General features: G+C 59.2%; 14 protein-coding genes. 7 read left to right on the top strand and 7 right to left on the bottom strand.

Annotation, left to right across the window (positions count from 1 at the left end; all coding sequences use genetic code 11):
- Positions 1 to 177: 177 nt before the first annotated feature.
- The 3 genes from BW978_RS17695 to BW978_RS17680 form a co-directional block, all read right to left on the bottom strand.
- Positions 178 to 1,971, bottom strand: a complete 1,794-nt coding sequence (locus BW978_RS17695; RefSeq protein WP_076397164.1) for a bifunctional diguanylate cyclase/phosphodiesterase — start codon at positions 1,969 to 1,971, stop codon at positions 178 to 180.
- A 454-nt stretch (positions 1,972 to 2,425) separates the two neighbouring features.
- Entirely contained in the window at positions 2,426 to 3,679 is a 1,254-nt protein-coding gene (locus tag BW978_RS17690; protein WP_076397163.1) for a sensor domain-containing diguanylate cyclase, read from the bottom strand.
- A 750-nt stretch (positions 3,680 to 4,429) separates the two neighbouring features.
- Entirely contained in the window at positions 4,430 to 5,203 is a 774-nt protein-coding gene (locus tag BW978_RS17680; RefSeq protein ID WP_076397161.1) for an AAA family ATPase, read from the bottom strand.
- A 318-nt stretch (positions 5,204 to 5,521) separates the two neighbouring features.
- On the opposite strand from BW978_RS17680, the gene BW978_RS17675 reads away from it, so the two are divergent.
- The 3 genes from BW978_RS17675 to BW978_RS17665 all read left to right on the top strand — a co-directional run bounded on the left by BW978_RS17675 (position 5,522) and on the right by BW978_RS17665 (position 9,527).
- Entirely contained in the window at positions 5,522 to 5,971 is a 450-nt protein-coding gene (locus tag BW978_RS17675) for a hypothetical protein (RefSeq protein ID WP_076397160.1), read from the top strand.
- 939 nt (positions 5,972 to 6,910) lie between these two features.
- Entirely contained in the window at positions 6,911 to 8,626 is a 1,716-nt protein-coding gene (locus BW978_RS17670) for an ATP-binding protein (protein ID WP_244551995.1), read from the top strand.
- Between the two features lie 445 nt (positions 8,627 to 9,071).
- Positions 9,072 to 9,527 carry a hypothetical protein gene (locus BW978_RS17665; RefSeq protein WP_076397158.1) on the top strand — a complete coding sequence of 152 codons (456 nt, stop codon included), beginning with the start codon at positions 9,072 to 9,074 and terminating at the stop codon, positions 9,525 to 9,527.
- Positions 9,528 to 9,658: 131 nt separating this feature from the next.
- Here the strand turns inward: BW978_RS17665 and BW978_RS17660 are convergent, their stop codons facing one another.
- Genes BW978_RS17660 through BW978_RS17645 form a run of 4 tightly spaced genes read right to left on the bottom strand, consistent with a single transcriptional unit; the run spans position 9,659 to position 13,068 of the window.
- Positions 9,659 to 10,897: an ABC transporter substrate-binding protein gene (locus tag BW978_RS17660; protein WP_244552006.1), complete on the bottom strand. Its 1,239-nt coding sequence runs from the start codon at positions 10,895 to 10,897 to the stop codon at positions 9,659 to 9,661.
- Between the two features lie 46 nt (positions 10,898 to 10,943).
- Positions 10,944 to 11,990, bottom strand: a complete 1,047-nt coding sequence (locus BW978_RS17655; RefSeq protein ID WP_076397157.1) for an aldo/keto reductase — start codon at positions 11,988 to 11,990, stop codon at positions 10,944 to 10,946.
- 1 nt (position 11,991) lies between these two features.
- Positions 11,992 to 12,342 (bottom strand): TIGR04076 family protein, encoded by a 351-nt coding sequence (locus BW978_RS17650; RefSeq protein ID WP_076397156.1) that lies wholly within the window; start codon positions 12,340 to 12,342, stop codon positions 11,992 to 11,994.
- A 12-nt stretch (positions 12,343 to 12,354) separates the two neighbouring features.
- Positions 12,355 to 13,068 carry a GntR family transcriptional regulator gene (locus tag BW978_RS17645; RefSeq protein WP_076397155.1) on the bottom strand — a complete coding sequence of 238 codons (714 nt, stop codon included), beginning with the start codon at positions 13,066 to 13,068 and terminating at the stop codon, positions 12,355 to 12,357.
- Between the two features lie 95 nt (positions 13,069 to 13,163).
- On the opposite strand from BW978_RS17645, the gene BW978_RS17640 reads away from it, so the two are divergent.
- Genes BW978_RS17640 through BW978_RS17625 form a run of 4 tightly spaced genes read left to right on the top strand, consistent with a single transcriptional unit; the run spans position 13,164 to position 16,583 of the window.
- Positions 13,164 to 13,976: an ABC transporter ATP-binding protein gene (locus BW978_RS17640; RefSeq protein WP_076397154.1), complete on the top strand. Its 813-nt coding sequence runs from the start codon at positions 13,164 to 13,166 to the stop codon at positions 13,974 to 13,976.
- Entirely contained in the window at positions 13,973 to 14,719 is a 747-nt protein-coding gene (locus BW978_RS17635; RefSeq protein WP_076397153.1) for an ABC transporter ATP-binding protein, read from the top strand. The genes BW978_RS17640 and BW978_RS17635 overlap by 4 nt, the downstream gene beginning before the upstream one ends.
- Complete coding sequence (locus tag BW978_RS17630) at positions 14,716 to 15,627, top strand: branched-chain amino acid ABC transporter permease (RefSeq protein ID WP_076397152.1); 912 nt, start codon at positions 14,716 to 14,718, stop codon at positions 15,625 to 15,627. The genes BW978_RS17635 and BW978_RS17630 overlap by 4 nt, the downstream gene beginning before the upstream one ends.
- Positions 15,624 to 16,583, top strand: coding sequence for a branched-chain amino acid ABC transporter permease (locus BW978_RS17625; protein ID WP_076397151.1), 960 nt, complete (start codon positions 15,624 to 15,626; stop codon positions 16,581 to 16,583). Before BW978_RS17630 ends, BW978_RS17625 begins: the two co-directional genes overlap by 4 nt.
- The last annotated feature ends 7 nt before the right edge of the window (positions 16,584 to 16,590 follow it).

Below are 16,590 nucleotides of genomic sequence, written 5' to 3'. Positions count from 1 at the left end.
GGAGAGGTTCAGGCTGAAATCTAACTCCTAATATTCATGGTTGATGATCTGTTAATTCTCGCGTCGGCGATGAGCAGACTGCTCGCGATCCAGCAACCTGGCAGCAAGCACGCCGCCGGAGAAAGTGATCCATGACCCCTGCACCTGACCTGCGAGATCTGGCTTACACGGCCCATTTTATGACGGGCCCGTCTTCTGTCCCTTGTCCTTCAGCAGGAAAGCTGCCTCGCTGGCGGGAAGGGCCTTCGCGTAAAGATAGCCCTGTCCAAGCTGACAGCCGCGCTCTACCAGGAGCCGTTCCTGGTGGGCATGCTCGATGCCTTCGGCGACAACCCTGATGCCCATGCGCCTCGCAATATGGAGAAGCCCTTCGACAATCGCGGTACTTGCCTCGTCAGTCCCAATGAGGTCGATGAAGCTCTTGTCGATCTTGATGATGTCGACCGACACTGACACGAGATGGGTCAGGGACGCATAGCCTGTGCCAAAATCATCGAGCGCGATCTTGAAGCCCGCTTCGCGCAGCATGGCGATCTGCGGCGCGATCCTTCCATTGCTGTCGCCGAGATAGACCGATTCGGTAATCTCAAGGATGATGTGCTTCAGGGGGATGCCGGTCGATGCGAAGACCTCCGTAAGGTAATGCACAAAGTCATCATCGGCCAGATCGCTTGCCGAAACATTGATCCCGACATGCTGGAACGGGACAGATGCCGAAATCCAGGCGCTGACGTCTCTTGCGATACATGCGATCATCTGTCGTGTGAGTTCAGCTGCGACTTGCGCATCCTTTGTCGCCTCATGGAATTGGGCTGCAGCCACAACACTTCCGTCTGCGGCCCTTATCCGTGCAAGTGCCTCGACCCCGACCAATTCCTGAGTGTCCAGCCTGCAGATCGGTTGGTACCAGGCTTCGACCCGGCGCTCTGCCAATGCATCAGACAGGAGCTGGACTGCCTGCGCGCGTTTGCTGATTGCGGTCGCTACATTCGCATCAAAAACCGTCCATGCGCCTCGTCCCGCCGATTTTGCGTGATAGAGAGCCTGATCGGCTTGGCTCCACAAATCCATGGCGGACTGCGTAATGCCGGTGTTGAAGGCGAGGCCCTGAGTGACGCTAGGCCGGATGTTGACGCCAGCACAGACCGTGGGCTTGGCACAGGCATGGCGGATCTCCTCGGCAAGTTCATAAAGGACGTCCGGTGCTGCCCCATCAACAACCAGGGCAAACTCGTCACCGCCGATCCTGAAGGCCTGCATCTGTTCGCCTGTCGACAGAAGACGTTTCGCGGTGCTAGCGATCAGGGCATCGCCGACGTGATGCCCAAAGGTATCATTCACTTGGCTGAGGTTGTCGATGTCGACCAGCAGGATCGAACGCGGCCCGATCGGTCTCATTTCGATCTTTCGGCTAAACGCTGCTCGGTTGGGCAGGCCCGTCACACTATCCGTGTAGGCGAGCCGCTGCATCTCTGCCACACGCTCCTTGTGTTCGAGGACGATCATGCAAAGCGACAGGCAGCCTTCGACGATGCTTTGTTCCAGAGGTGTCGGTCCGCGAGGCTCTGTAAAATAAAGCGCAATCGTGCCGATCACCTTGTCTGCTCTAGACAAGACCGGGCTTGAGAAACAGGCGACCAGACCAAAGGGCAGGATCAGATGCGCAAAATCCCGCCATCTTTTCGAGCGCTCCAAGTCGATATCGGTGATCGTCTGCCGAGAGTGGGCCGCTGCGCCGCATGAACCTTGAAACGGGCCGATCGGTTGTCCTTGTATGGCGCTGGTGAACGAGGGGGCAAGGCTCGGCGCCGCGCAAGGCTGCAATCTGCCTGTATCGTCGACCAGAAGTATGGTTGCGATGGTCGAGGGCAGCCGCTTCTCCAGCCAGCGACAGAGGGCATCCAGGGCGTTTGAAGGTTCTTCCCCCTCCGCCAGCATTTTTAACACGACATTTTGCACATCGAGCAGCATGCATGGCGCCTTTTTCATCGGGTCCGGCAGCTAGCCGTGCCCCTTGTGAAGAAACCAAGAGCCAGGGCATCGAGCCGCCAGCTCTCCTAGAACATCGAACCTACGGTATGGGTTCAAGGCTGTCTGCTACTTTTGGTGAATGAATCTTACCTGCCGACAAGGACAGTTGCGCTCGTGCCTGTCAAACCAACGGGCGATCCAGACCGAAAGCGGCAGACAGAGCAACTTCGGATATGGCCATGAACGCATTGGAAACAAGGTATCATCGCCTGTCGTGTCGTTGCACTCAATTGCCTCGACCCCGAGCCTCATCGGGATGGGACAATCCGAGGAAAGCGTCCTGCCGCAGAGAGGACCCTGCCTTCCGCGCTGCGATTTAAAGACCGGAGCTCGACGAGCTGAGAACCGATTGACAAGAAAGAGCGGTGATGCCTGATCGTCGCCGATTGCGACGTCAATTAAAGCTGACGTCCAGAGCCTGCCTGTTTTGGGAGACGATCCTGCATTCTGTCTCGAAACCGTCCGCCTCGATGCTGAGTACAAAGCGTGGAGGGATCAGGGATGTGTCCGATACGGCGAGGTTTGCCCCATCCGCGCCGAGGGCCCGGATCGTGCAGTCGATTGTCGAACGACGCTCATTGATGATGATGCGCCCGGACTTCAGGACCCGACGGCGGGCACCACTGTCTGCAGCATCTTTAGTCCTGCCCCAGCCCTCGCATCGGTCTCGGCCGGTTTCTTTCGCGCAGTACATGGCAGCATCGGCCTGAGCGAGCAGCGTATCAACGTCCTTGGCAATGATGGAGGTCGCTGTGACGCCGAAGCTCGCGGTCACCGCAAGAGACCCCGCACCGTACTCAATCGGCGTCGACGCCAAGATCTGGCGCAATTTCTCCGCCGTAACAAGTGCATCCTCTCGACCGACATGTGGCAATATGATCGCGAATTCTTCGCCTCCAAGCCGTCCAAATAGGTCGCCTGCACGCAATTGATCTTTGCATAGCGATGCCACGGCCTTCAGCACCGCGTCGCCTACCTGGTGCCCGTGCTTGTCATTGATCGACTTGAAGTGGTCGATATCAAGCATGATACAGCTGACGTCGTGCCTGTGGCGAAGGGCCTGTTCGACGAGACGATGCGCTTCTTCGCGAAATGCACGGCGCGTGGAAAGACCAGTGAGCCCATCGGTCGCAGCGAGTTTTGCAAGTGCCACTCGGTCCATCACGGCGCCAGCCAGTTCTTTGAGAACGCGCAAATCGCGTTTGCCAAAACTGCCGGGCCTAGTGTCAATGGCGCATATGGTTCCAACAACATGACCGTCCTCGGTCTTCAATGGGAAGCCTGCATAAAAGCGAACATGCGGTGGGTTGCCAACGGCTGGATGCGCGCGAAAACGTTCATCCAGCAAGGTATCTTGAACAACGAGCGGATTTTGCGAGTCCAGCACGTATCGACAAAACGTATCCTGTCTTGGCATTTCATCCACGGGCATGCCGGCGCTTGCCTTATACCATTGGCGGTGGGCATCGATGAAGGACACGATCCCGATTTCGACGCTGAAAATTTCCTGGATGAGCCGCACGATACGATCAAAGCCCGGGTCCTTGGGGGTGTCCAACAAATCGAGTTCTTCGAGTGCCTGAAGCCTGGCGGCCTCGTTCCGTATCGCCTCGGCCGACATTTGACCAAATACTCGCGTGTTTCCCATCTCATCCTCCGATCGGATTCAAGGTAAGATGCTAATCGTAAAGAAAGATTGGCAGCCTGCGGCAACAGGGAAGATTGCAGTGGCGCTTATTCGGATATCATGGAGACTGGAGACTGGAGACTGGAGACTGGAGACTGGAGACTGGAGACTGGAGCCGAGGCGCTCGCGATGAGCGCGGTTGCCAGAGGATGTGCATAAACAATCCTCGGCCGCAAACCGGGTCGGTGTGAAGCCACCTTGAAACAATGGGATAAGGCGGTCACTCCATCGGCAAGAGCGCAAGGTGTGAATGGCATCGTCGCTTTGGGTGCCCCTACCGGACATGCGCCATCAAAAAGATGCTCGCTCGTTTTGGCGTGGCAACAACAGGCTCTCCCTGGCAATCCCCGCCAGATGCACCAGTTCCTCGAGGTCCTCAAAGCCGCTCCTGACGAGATCTATCACGACCCTGCGGACCCCGCTCGAGTGATCATCGAGTTGTCGTAGCGCACTCTGGACGATGAGGTCTTCCCCGTGAAGCAGCATGGTACGTTCCTACCGCCGTTGTGATTTGCAGTAAGCCCAAAAAAAGTCACGGTGTCCAACCCCTGTTTTTAATCGGTTATTTTCTTTTACTTTGCACTGTCGCCGCGCGCCGACTCTCCTCAACATGGAACGGCCGTCAAGCTCGCAAGGATATCGATGACCCTTGAAGCTGCCCAGACATCGGCGTCCGGATGACCGGGGAAGGGTGGGTGCATTGCCGTCTGTTCACCTGTCGTCGTGCATCGCCTGGCGGACGAAGTCAGCCGGATCCTCAGTAAAGTCTCTGTAGAGCTTGAAGTGCTCGGTCTGGCGCAGTTCTGTGTCTGCCAGACCACGATGGCCTATCTCCAGAAGACGGGCGCCAGGGACAGCCATGAGGATTGGCGAGTGGGTTGCCATGATGATCTGGGCACCGCCGGAAATCTGGATGGAATGGAGAAGGCGAAGGAGTTCAATCTGCCGTTTCGGAGAAAGCGCACTTTCCGGTTCATCGAGCAGATACAGTCCCTGTCTCGAAAGGCGCTCTTCGAAGAAACGAATGAAGCCCTCGCCATGGCTAAAGGACAAGAAATCAGGCGGTGCGGCATTGGCATCGCGTGCGGCTTCATCAAGGTAACGCGCGACGGAGAAGAAGGATTCGGCCCGAAAGAACCATCCTGCGGTGACCTTGGGCAACCAGGAGGCGCGCAAGACCGAGGCCAGCGACGCACCGCTTCGATCGACAGCTCGAGAGTGATCGACCGGCCGGTATCCGTTGCCACCACCGGCCTCGTCAAAGCCGCAAATGGCGGCCACGGCCTCGATCAGCGTGGATTTGCCAGCACCATTTTCGCCGACGAGGATCGTCACCGGTGTCGACAGTTCGAGGACAAAATCCTTCCCGAGCCAAGGCAGGTTGAACGGGTACTGCTCGTCCAGGACGGCGTCTTCGCGCATGAAAAGGCGCTTCAGATAAGGCGACGGCAGGCGTGTGCCTCTTGATCTTCTTGATGTCGGCATGGGCGAGAGATTGGTCCTTTCAAAGACCACAGGTTTCGACAGACGGGTCAACTGCCGCCATTGCGTTCGACATGCAGCAGCGTGGTAAATAGTGGTTGCTGCCGGGATCTAGCAACCTTAAGTCGCGATGTCACAGATCGTGACGCCAGGATGCTGAAGGGTCAAGATCCACGGGGTTCCTGTCACCGGTCCTCAGGATCCCTTATGCGTCGCAAGCGTCTGCATTCCCGGAGAAACAATCCGTCGAGAAAAAATCGACAATCAGGCGGAACATAGTTTTCGCTGCTGCGTTCGTGCGTGGCTGAGGGGAAATTGTTGATGGATGAATGGCGGTCTGGTGTTGCTTCGGCGGAGCCGCGGCTAAGGCAGGTCGCTTTGATCATGACGGGCGATGAACGTCTTGCCGATGAAGCTGTCAGGCAGGCTCTGCGCCGCGCACACCAGTGCAAAGATGACGCCGCAGATCTCCCTTGTGCCTTGAGCTGGCTGGTGGAGAACCTTGTCAGGCTGCCTATTTTCGACAAACAAAATCCCGATGTACCGATGGTGGTTCCCACCTATGGGTTCAGCTTCCTCGACCTGCCGCTTGAAGAGCGTCTGTGCCTTGTGCTGGTCGATGGGTTGAAGTTCGACAGTCAGCTTGTGTCACGCATCGTTCGTGATCCGGTGGAAGAGGTTGAGGCGCGACTACTACGGGCACGAGAAATGTTCAAATGTCTGACGGATGCAGCTCTGCATTCGAAACCTCCACCAGAAGCGGAGCGTTGAGATGAGCGCATCGTCGCCACGTAAGCTGGGAGAGATTGCTAAGGCGGGTTTTACCCCAAACGAGGCGGCTCCAGGCAATCAGCAATGTCCTGACCCCTACGCGTGCAAGCTCTCCTCATCTCGGGGTGGACGCGTGTGTCGGCATGTCGCTTCCGCCGAAGAATGCGAAGCCATAGGGAGCATCGGTAACGGGCAGGCGTCCCGGTATCGAGCCTTTGGAAACGATCGACATCGGGCAAGTCGCCACCGGCCGGGACGCGGCGAACCGTCTTGGTATTTTGAATTTCGGCTGACGATGCGTGGTATCGCGGTCCAGGAAGGACGGCCACTACGATTGCTTCAGAGCCTTCTTAAAATGGGGATGCCGATATCGGCACGGGGAGACAGGGAATGGTAGGCGACCACAACGGGGTTCTGGTGACCCTGTCAATCTTCATTGCTGTGGCTGCGTCATACACAGCCCTCAATATCGCGCAGCGTGTTGGGGAGGCCTCCACGCAGGTCTCGCGCGTGGCATGGCTGGCTGTTGCTGCCCTGTGCATGGGTGGAGGAATATGGTCGATGCATTTCGTCGCCATGCTCGCCTATTCGATGCCCGGCATTCCAATTAGCTATGATCCGTTGTTGACTGCGCTATCCCTGGTGATTGCCATCCTGGTGACAGGCGGTGGCTTTGCCTTGGTCAGTCGCCAGCAGGAGAGCGGCCTGGCCTTGTGCCTGGGCGGTCTGTTCATGGGAATGGGTATCATCGCCATGCATTACATCGGCATGGCCGCCATGCGCATGCCAGCCGCTCTAAGCTACAGCGTGCCCTGGGTCTTTCTGTCGATCCTCATCGCCATTGCAGCCGCAGTTGCCGCCTTATGGCTTTCCTTCCGAGGCAGCCGGATCCTGCATCAGGGGGCCGCAGCCTGCCTGATGGGCTTTGCGATATCCGGCATGCATTTTGCCGGAATGAGGGCAGCATCGCTTCACGGGGTTGAAGACAGAGCAGTGCAGACTTCGCATGCATTCAACCAGGCTGGCCTGGCAGTTGGCATCGTTGTGGTCACCTTGATGATCCTTCTTGCCGCGGTTGTCGCGGCCATGTTCGATCGTCGCTTTGCCGCATTGATCCAGAAGGAAGCTCAATCGCTTCGCGAGAGTGAAGAACGTTTTCGGAAGCTCTATCGCAGCGCTCCCTTGCCCTTGCATGCGCTGGACCAGAAGGGGACAATCCAGGAGGTCAGCGACGCCTGGCTTTCGCTCTTGAACTTCACGCGGGAAGACATTTACCAGCGGTCTTTCACGGCGTTGATGACGGAAGAATCCTCCGTGCAGCGCATGCAGACGGACTGGCCGGACTTGATGGCCAAGGGAAACCTGAAAGACAAAGCCTATCGTCTTGTCGCCTCCGATGGTCGCATACTGGATGTCGTCGTCTCGTCTCGCGTCGAGCGCGTCGAAACTGACGGCAGCTTGCGCATCGTTGAGGGTTTGGTCGATATGACCGAGCGCAAGGCGACAGAAGAGGTCTTGAGGCAAACACAAAAGATGGAGGCCATCGGTCAATTGACCGGTGGTGTCGCCCATGACTTCAACAACCTGCTGACGGTGATCATCGGAAGTCTGGATCGGGCCTCCCGGAAGATTGAGGATGAGGCCCTCACAAGGCTCATTAGCAATGCGCTTCAAGCTGCCCACAGGGGAGCAAGCCTGACCCAGCGTCTTCTGGCATTTGCTCGAAGGCAGAACCTCGATCCGCAGGTCGTCAGCATGGCGGCGCTCGTCGAGAGCCTGCAGCCGCTTCTTAACAGCTCTTTGCCCTCGACGATTTCTCTGGCATTTGAGGTGTCTGCGGCCACACCTTTAGTCAAGGTCGACCCGCATCAGTTGGAAATGGCTCTCCTCAACCTAGTGGTCAATGCCCGCGACGCCATGCCCAAGGGGGGTAATATCACCATCTGCGCTTCGTCAGACGAAACCCCGCCTCCCGCACTTGAGGGCGGACATTATGTGTGCTTGAAAGTGATAGATCAGGGCGAGGGCATGGACGCGGAAACGCTGTTAAAGGCGCGCGACCCGTTCTTTACCACCAAGGGGATCGGCAAGGGGACAGGTTTGGGTCTGCCCATGGTCGCCGGCTTTGCCGAGCAGACCGGCGGTTTGATGGTTCTTCAAAGTGACACCGGCAGGGGAACCGTTGTCGAATTATGGCTGCCGCAAGCGCTGGAAGCAGCAGGACACCTCAGCCGACCTTCAAGCGTCAATGACAGTGCCGAGACGGTCGATCTTAAGGGTCACATCATTCTCGCAGTCGATGACGACGCTTTGGTCCTTATGAACACAGAGGCGATGTTGGAAGATCTGGGCGCCACCGTGATTGCCACCACGTCACCGCTGGAGGCTCTGGAGTTGATTGCAACCAGACTGGATCTAACCTGCGTAGTATCCGATTATGCCATGCCGAAAATGACAGGCGGTGAACTCTTGATGCAAAGCCGCACCCACCGGCCAGACCTGCCCTTCGTAATCGCCACGGGTTATAACGAAGCCCCCGTTTCGGGACCTGCGACGACATTGCTTGTAAAGCCTTTCACCGACCAGGCCCTTCACTTGGCCGTTCGCGAAGTGTGCGCGTTCAGGGCAGAAAAGACGACGCCCGTGTTACAGTAGAGAGGTGAGCAGACGAAGGCTTGGGATCGTCTGCAGTCCAAACTGCAAGACAGGCTCACCCTTTGCCAAGCCGCTCCTTGATGGCATCCACCCCATCAGTTCACCTTCCTTGGTGCTGCCATGTCTGGGTTGGCGTTGCGATTAGCAGCAATCCGCTTTCGTTGGAGTTTGCCGAAATTCGTTTACGGCGACCCAAAATAGAGCGTCGCCCAAAGTGGTTGAACAGCTCTTATCGAAGAGCGTATTTCATCCAGAAGGTTCTCTGTGCTAGTTGAGAGGCAGCAAAAGGGAGATCTTGTGGCTCGAACATTGATCCGTCCAGGTGGACGATCCGAACGAATCCAGCTTGCCGTCCACAAGGCTGTTCACGAACTGACGGATGAACAGCCTGATCAGCATTTGACAATCGCAATGATCGCAGAGCGGGCGCAGGCAGGCGCGTCGAATGGCTGGCCCGTTAGGCGCCCATGTCGTACGTGCGGCACGCTACTGGACGAGGCGATATGAGGAGGCGGCAAAATCCGAACAGTGGACGCGGGAGAAGGAGGATGTGATCGAGGTGCCGGGGTTAAGTCCGCGGAGTGAAGAAATCCTGAAGCAGTTGGATGGACTCGAGCGTGCGGAGAAGCCTGCGTTTCTCGAGAAGCTTGTCGGGACACCGGAGGGGCGGCGGGCACTTCACGAGGCGGAGGCGGTCGCCGATGCGATCAGGCAGCGGTTTGGGACCGACGATCTGCGCCACAAGGACCTGGTGGGCCTGACGAGGGGGCAGGTGGAGAGGGGGGATTTGGCACGGCTGGCCGAGATGGCGCGGATCACGCATCAGGCGAAGACGGCCACGAATACCAGGAAACATGATCTGGTTAGAAGCCAGATTAAAGGACTGTCGATGGGCATTTGAATGTCTCAGCCGCCCGGCTATGCCTGGCGGCTGAGAGTGATCGAGATCCGTCTTGGCTTCGATCTTGATCGAATTGCTTCCAATCGTTGGCGGGCGTCGACGGCCCGTCCATATCTCGCTTGCCTTGGTGGTTACTTCGTCAAACTAGCCTTGATTTCTGCCACTTCCGACGATTCCATCTGGCCCACGGTTGTTACCTCGCCATCGGTGATCTTCCAGAGCCTGAACGGACCGGTGATGTCGCCATACTGGTCGAAGCTCACAGGGCCGATGACGCCTTCATATTTGATCGGCTTGCCGTCCTTGAGCAGGCCGAGCGCCTTCTCAAATTCCGCCTTGCCAGCGTAGATCGGCGTGCCGCCAGGCGCCGTTACCTCGGAAATCGCGGTCTTGATCGCGTCCTTGTCGGCCTTGCCGGCCTTGGCGATGGCAAGGGCTACGATCGCACCGGCATCGTAGGATCGATCGGCCGCCGGGGCAGACGGTTCAATCCCACCGGAGAATTCCGCGTAATTGGCGTTGAAGTATTCGGTCGAGGTCGTCGGCGTTGTTCCCGACGATGTGCCGTAGGCCTCGTTCAGATATTGTGGGCCGACGCTGGCGATGAAGTCCTTGGAGTTCATGCCGTCGTTGAACAGGAATTTCTGCACGCCGCCGCCAGAGATCCAGGCGCGGGCAATCGTTGCACCGTCGACCGGTGTCGAGATGAGGTAAAGCGCGTCCGGTTCGCCTTCCATGGCAACCGAAGCTTCCGACGAGTAGCTCGCCTGCTTTTCGTTATAGGGTGTCGTCGAGGTGATCGTTCCGCCGAGCTTGGTATAGGCGGCGGTGAACTCCTGCATCAGATTGTTGCCGAAGTCGTTGTTGACGTGAATGATGGCGATCTTCTTCATGCCCTGATCGAGCGCATATTTCGCAGCCGCCGTTCCCTGGAGCGCGTCCGAGGTGATGGTGCGGAAGAAGACGCCATTGGTCTTGCCGTCACGACCAAGCGCTGTCAGCGTGGGGGAAGAGGATGCCGGCGAAACCTGTACGACGCCTGCTGGTGCCGTGACGGAGGTCAGGATCGGGATCGAGACGGAAGAAATGATCCCGCCGATGATGACAGGCACCTTCTTGATGTTGACGAGCTGTGTGGCCTGATCCACGGCGACATTGCCCTGGCTCTGGCTGTCACGTGTGTCCATGACCAGCTTGCAGCCGTCAACGCCGCCCGCCTCGTTGAAGTCACGGAAGGCCATCTCGACGGATTTCGCGCCGGCCTTGCCGTATTCGCCGGCAGGGCCGGTCAGTTCCATGACCACGCCGACGGTAATGTCGCATTCTTGTGCTGAGGCAGGTGCTGCACCGATTGCAAAGCCCGCGAGCATGGTGGACGCGAGGACGAGGCGTTTCATCTGATTTCCCTTGTTCATGTCATTCCCCTTTGTTGAGATTATATTTCATGATGCTGCCGTGACGCCCGGTGCGGTCCCGCTCGAGCGTATAGACGTCGCCTTCCAGTTCGCGTGCGCCCGCCAAGGCGGTCTCGATCTCCGACAGGTCGGCGTCTTTGAGGACGACATTGGATATGGCGAGGTTGGAGGCGAGGTGATCGCGATTGCGCGCGCCGACGATCACCGCCGTGACACCGGGACGGCGGAGCATGGCGGCACTGGCAATCGTTGCGATGTCGGTTGCATGCCGGTCGGCCACCTTGCGAAGCGTTGCCAGCAGTGCCTGGAAAAGATCCCAGCCACCGAGGTCATCAATGATCAGTTTGTACTTGGTCAGCGAGCGATTCTCGAGCGGATGCTCCGGCTCGGTCTTGCCGAGCCAGCGATCGGAGAGGAAGCCGCCGGCGACCGTGCCGTAGCAGAACAGCGCAAAATCATGATAGGCGGCCAAGTCCACCATGCGCTTTTCCGGACGCCGGTCGAGCAGCGAATACTGCAGTTGCAGCGAGGTCAGCGGGATCCCTCCATCGAGAATTGCCGTGACATGGTCGCTGTCGAAATTCGTGGCACTGATCTTGTCGATCCGTCCATCTTGCTGGAGCTCTTTCAGCCAGCCGAGGGTGTCGAGCCAGGCCGGCAGCTCGTAGTCCCACCAGTGAAACTGGACGAGATCTAGGCGCTCCATGGCAAGCCGCTTGCGCGACGTGTCGATAACGCCTTCCACATAGGCCTTCGTGATCGTCGGCAGGACGCCGAGATCGGGTACGAACTTCGTATGGACGCGAATGCGATCGAGGGCCGTCTGGCCCTGCATGTCCCGGTAGCGCAGCCGGAAGCGTCCGATCAGATCTTCCACGCCAGTGTAGATGTCCGCGCAGTCGAAGGTGGTGATGCCAGCATCGGCGAAAGCCACCATGTCTTCGATGGCCGCCTCCTCATCGATGGCGCCATGGCCACCGGCAAGCTGCCATCCGCCGCGGATGACGCGGGAGATCTCGTAACCGGGGGCGATGGAGATACGCTGCATGTTACTCTTTTCCTTCGAGGGGCACGGCTGTCGTGGCGGCATGGTTGAAACGGCGAAGGCCTGTGCGCCGAATTCGCAATCGGGTGGAGCAGTTGGGATCTGGACAGGCGATGTCCGCATCCGTCGTCATCCAGTCATGCGCATGGGTCGGGCGCTGCTTGGCGGCGAGAAGCGGAAGGACGGAGGCGAGGGAGTAAATCGATATCCCCTGTCCCGGCGGAAGATAGAGCATCTCGCCCTGAAGCTCGAAATAGTCGCCGGGTTTGGCGCCGCAGTAGACGGTACCATTTTCGGGGATCACCACCTCGACACGCAGGTCAAAGAGTTCGAATGTATCGTCCGTTCCGCTCATCTGTGCCTTCCCTCACGCCGCTTCTTCGCCGGCGTCGAGACGCCCGCGCACGAGATCGAACGAGCGGCCGATGTCATTGGAGAGCGCGTTGACGGCTGCGTCTTCATCACGCGCTTCGAGTGCTTCAATGAGCGTCCAGTGGTGATTGGTTGCGGCAAGGCCGCCCTGTTCGTCGTGAATGTGGGCGGCGGCGCGCACGACCGGACCAGACTGGAGCCAGAGGCTTTCCACCATCGGGATCAGGACCCGCGAGGAGGCGGCGCGATAGATCTGGAAATGGAAGCGATGGTTGATTTCAGAGGTGACCGGGCCGACGTCCTGGCCATGCCGTTCGAAAGCCGCCTCGCAATCCCGGTTGATCTGTTTCAGGCTTTCGATGTCTTCCGTCGTTAGTCGATGACAGGCGAGCGCCACCAGGCGCCCCTCGATCAGGATGCGGGCACGTTCCAGGTCGTCGAGACGTTCGCGGGTAATCAGAGGCACCCTGACGGAGCGATTGGGCAGGGCTTCCAGAGCCTGTTCGGATACAAGCCGGCCGAGCGCCTCTCGCACCGGCATGGTGCTCGTCTTCAGCCGATCGGCCATGTCGACGATCCGCAGCATGTCGCCTGCGGCAAAGCCGCCGTTGATCAGCGTGCGGCGCAGCTGGTCGTAGACGCGATCCTGTAAGGTCTCCCGGCCGACAGGCGTGAGGAAGTCGTCCGACTGGGCAATCGTGTCCGTCATCCCGCCTCCAAGCCTCCCGGAAATATCGGTTGATTTTCGCGTCCACGTAAAGTTTGATCAAACATCACGGATCAAATCAAGGCTCATTTTTGCAGATGGCTGCCGCCCATTCCCAACCATCACGATCGTTTCAGAGTGCCGCAGCACCGCCTGCCATCGAAGCACGGCATCTGACGAAGCATTTCGATGGGCTGACCGTGGTCTCCGATATGTCGCTTCGTCTCGCCCGGGGCGAGATCCTGGGCCTGATCGGCCCGAACGGTGCGGGAAAGACCACCATGTTCAATCTGCTGGCAGGCAGCCTCAAGCCCAGTTCTGGCGAGATCTGGGTCGAGGGTCTTGAAGTCTCGAGCCAGGCGCCGGAGCAGCGCATCGCCCATGGGGTCGCGCGGACTTTCCAGATCCCACGCCCTTTTCTGGAAATGAGCGTGCTGGAGAACCTGTTGGTCGGCGCGCAAAAGCAGACCGGCGAAGGCCTGTTTGCCAATTTCCTCAAAGCTGGTCTGGTGCGCCGCGAAGAAAAGGCAGCACTTGAGAAAGCGCATGCCATCCTGGAGTTTGTCACGCTTTCGCGGCTGGCTCATGAGCCCGCACGCGTGCTGTCCGGCGGGCAGCGCAAGCTTCTGGAACTCGCGCGCGTTCTGATGGCCGACCCGCAGGTGATCCTCCTCGACGAGCCGGCCGCGGGGGTAAACCCCGCTTTGCTTGAAGTGATCATGGAGCGGGTGGTGGCGTTGAATGCTGAGGGCAGGTCTATCCTGCTCATCGAGCACAACATGGACATGGTATCGAGGCTGTGCTCGAGGGTGGTGGCCATGGCGCTTGGCAAGCTGCTTGCCGAGGGCGCGCCAGCTGACGTGGCGGCTAATCCTGCAGTCGTCGAAGCGTATCTTGGCGGTGGCGCATGACCGATCCTGTTCTCAACACTGCAGCGCTGGTCGCTGGCTATGAGCCGGACCTTCCCATTGTTCGCGGTGTCGATTTTTCCGTCGCACAGGGCGAACTCGTGATCCTCTTGGGGCCGAACGGCGCTGGCAAATCCACTTTCGTCAAGGCGATCGCTGGCATGGTGCCGGTGCATTCGGGGCGAATTCATCTGGCAGGCCGGGACATCACGGATGTCGCTCCCCATCGCAAACTGGCCGAAGGTCTGGCCTTCGTCCCACAGACGGACAATGTCTTTGCCAGCATGAGCATTCTGGAAAACCTCCAGATCGCCGTGGCACTCCTGCCGAAATCAGAGCGTAACCTCGCCATCGAGACAATGCTGACCCGCTTTCCGGATCTTGCCGTTAAGCCGAAACGGCTGGCCGGCGCGCTCTCCGGCGGGCAGCGACAAATGCTGGCGGTGGCACGCGCCCTGGCGCTCGACCCGCCGGTACTCATCCTCGACGAACCATCTGCAGGCCTCTCGCCCAAAATCGTCGGCGAGGTCTTTTCCATGCTGAAGCGCATCAATGGTGAGGGCGTGACGATCGTTCTGGTCGAGCAGAACGTTAAGGCGGCCATGGCGATTGCCGATCGCGCCGTCATTCTGGCCGAAGGGCAGATCCGCCACGAAGGGACGCCTGCCGATCTCGCCGATGATCCCCTCATCGGCAAGATTTATCTTGGCACGACGGGTCGCGCAGCCAGTGAGGTCGCGCCATGAACCCGCAATTCCTGATGGATGGCCTGATTGCTGGCGCGATCATTGGCCTCGGCGCGGTCGGCGTGACGCTCACCTATTCCATCCTGCGCTTCTCGAATTTTGCGCATGGAGAACTTCTGTCCTGGGGTGCCTATCTCGCACTCGGCATCAGCAGTGCGCTTGGCGTGTTGGCAGCAGGGCTTACCACGCCGATTGGACCGTTTTCCTTTGGCTGGTCGCTTCCGATCGCAGCGGTACTCGCCATCGCATTGACGGGGCTCCTGGCGCTTGCCTTGGACGCAGCACTATTTTCCAGCTTCCGGCGACGCGGCAGCGCCATCATCATCATGGTCATGGCAAGCTTTGGCGCGTCGCTTGCGCTGCGCAGCCTGCTCGAATTCCTGTTTACCTCGAAGCCCGCCTATTTCAGTCAGGCGCTGCAGATTGCCATGAAGCTGGGGCTGGGTCTGAGAGCAACACCAGACCAGTTGGCCATGCTGGCAATTGCGCTGGTCTCTGTCATCACGGTTCATCTCGTCATGACGCGGACGGATATCGGCCGGGCCATGCGTGCGGTCAGCGAGAATCCAGGCCTTGCCGGTATCGCCGGCATCGATGTCCGCCGGGTCATCCGAACGGCCTGGTTCCTGGGTGCTGCACTCGCCTGCATCGCCGGCATCATGAGCGGCCTGATCATCCAGATTCGCCCCTATCTCGGGCATGACCTTCTGCTGCCCCTGTTCGCGGCCGCCATCCTCGGCGGTATCGGTTCGGTCCCGGGCGCCATGATTGCCGGCCTGTTCATCGGCCTTTCCGAAGCCTTCACGGTCCAGCTCATCGGGGCTGAATGGCGGGCGGCTGTGTCCTTTGCCATCCTGATTGCGGTTCTTCTCGTCCGCCCTCGCGGCCTGTTCGGAAAAGCGACATGAGCATCGATCTTATCGCCTATGGCGCCTTCTTCCTGACCATGGCTTTCACCTACGCGATAATCTGCCTGGGACTGAATGTTCAGTGGGGCATGACGGGATTGTTCAATGTCGGTATCGCAGCCTTCGTCGCGGTCGGCGCCTATACCTCGGCCATTCTGACTACACCTGAAACGGCGGAGCGCTTTGGCGGCTTCGGTATGCCGATTGCCGTTGGGTGGTTGGGTGCAGCCATCGTCTCGGGAGCGCTTTCCTGGGCCGTCGGTGCGCTGACGATCCGGCTCAGATCCGACTACCTTGCCATCGCAACCTTCGGCGTTGCTGTCACCGTCCAGCTCTGCATGCTCAACCTCCAGAGCGTCACCGGTGGAGCCTTCGGGATCGGCTTCATTCCGCGTCCCTTCGCCGATCTGCAGGGCAATGCGCTGCTCTTCAGTCTCGCCAATTGCGGACTTATGGCCCTTGTCGTGCTGGCCCTATACCTCGGCCTGCAGCACTTGGCGCGCAGCCCCTGGGGCCGCGTCTTGCGCGCAATTCGCGAAGATGAAGTGGCCGCGCAGGCGCTTGGCAAGCGGCCCGTCCGCTTTCGCCTGCAGGCGTTCACCGTTGGTGGCGCCATCATGGGCCTTGCAGGGGCCGCACAGGCGCATTTCATCGGCTTTATCGCACCTGACAACTATATGCCGGTTCTCACTTTCCAGGTCTGGGCCATGTTGATCGTCGGCGGCTCCGGAAACAATCGCGGTGCGATTGCCGGCGCCATTCTCGTCTGGGGGCTCTGGGCGCTAACGGCGGCGACCGTCTCCGCTTTCGTACCGCCCGAGGAACAGGCGAGGGCCGCCGCCCTGCAGATCGTCGCCATCGGCGTCGGGCTCTGCCTGATGCTCCTGCTGCGTCCGCGCGGCCTCTTCGGCGAGGTGAGCCCGCTCGCGCGCCTCAGCCGTAACAAACCATCCTGACCATCGA

It is taken from the genome of Rhizobium sp. RU33A (assembly GCF_900156055.1).
In the GTDB taxonomy this organism is placed as follows: domain Bacteria; phylum Pseudomonadota; class Alphaproteobacteria; order Rhizobiales; family Rhizobiaceae; genus Allorhizobium.
The sequence above is the reverse complement of the archived record's forward strand: the minus strand, read 5'-3'. Positions and strand labels throughout refer to the sequence as shown.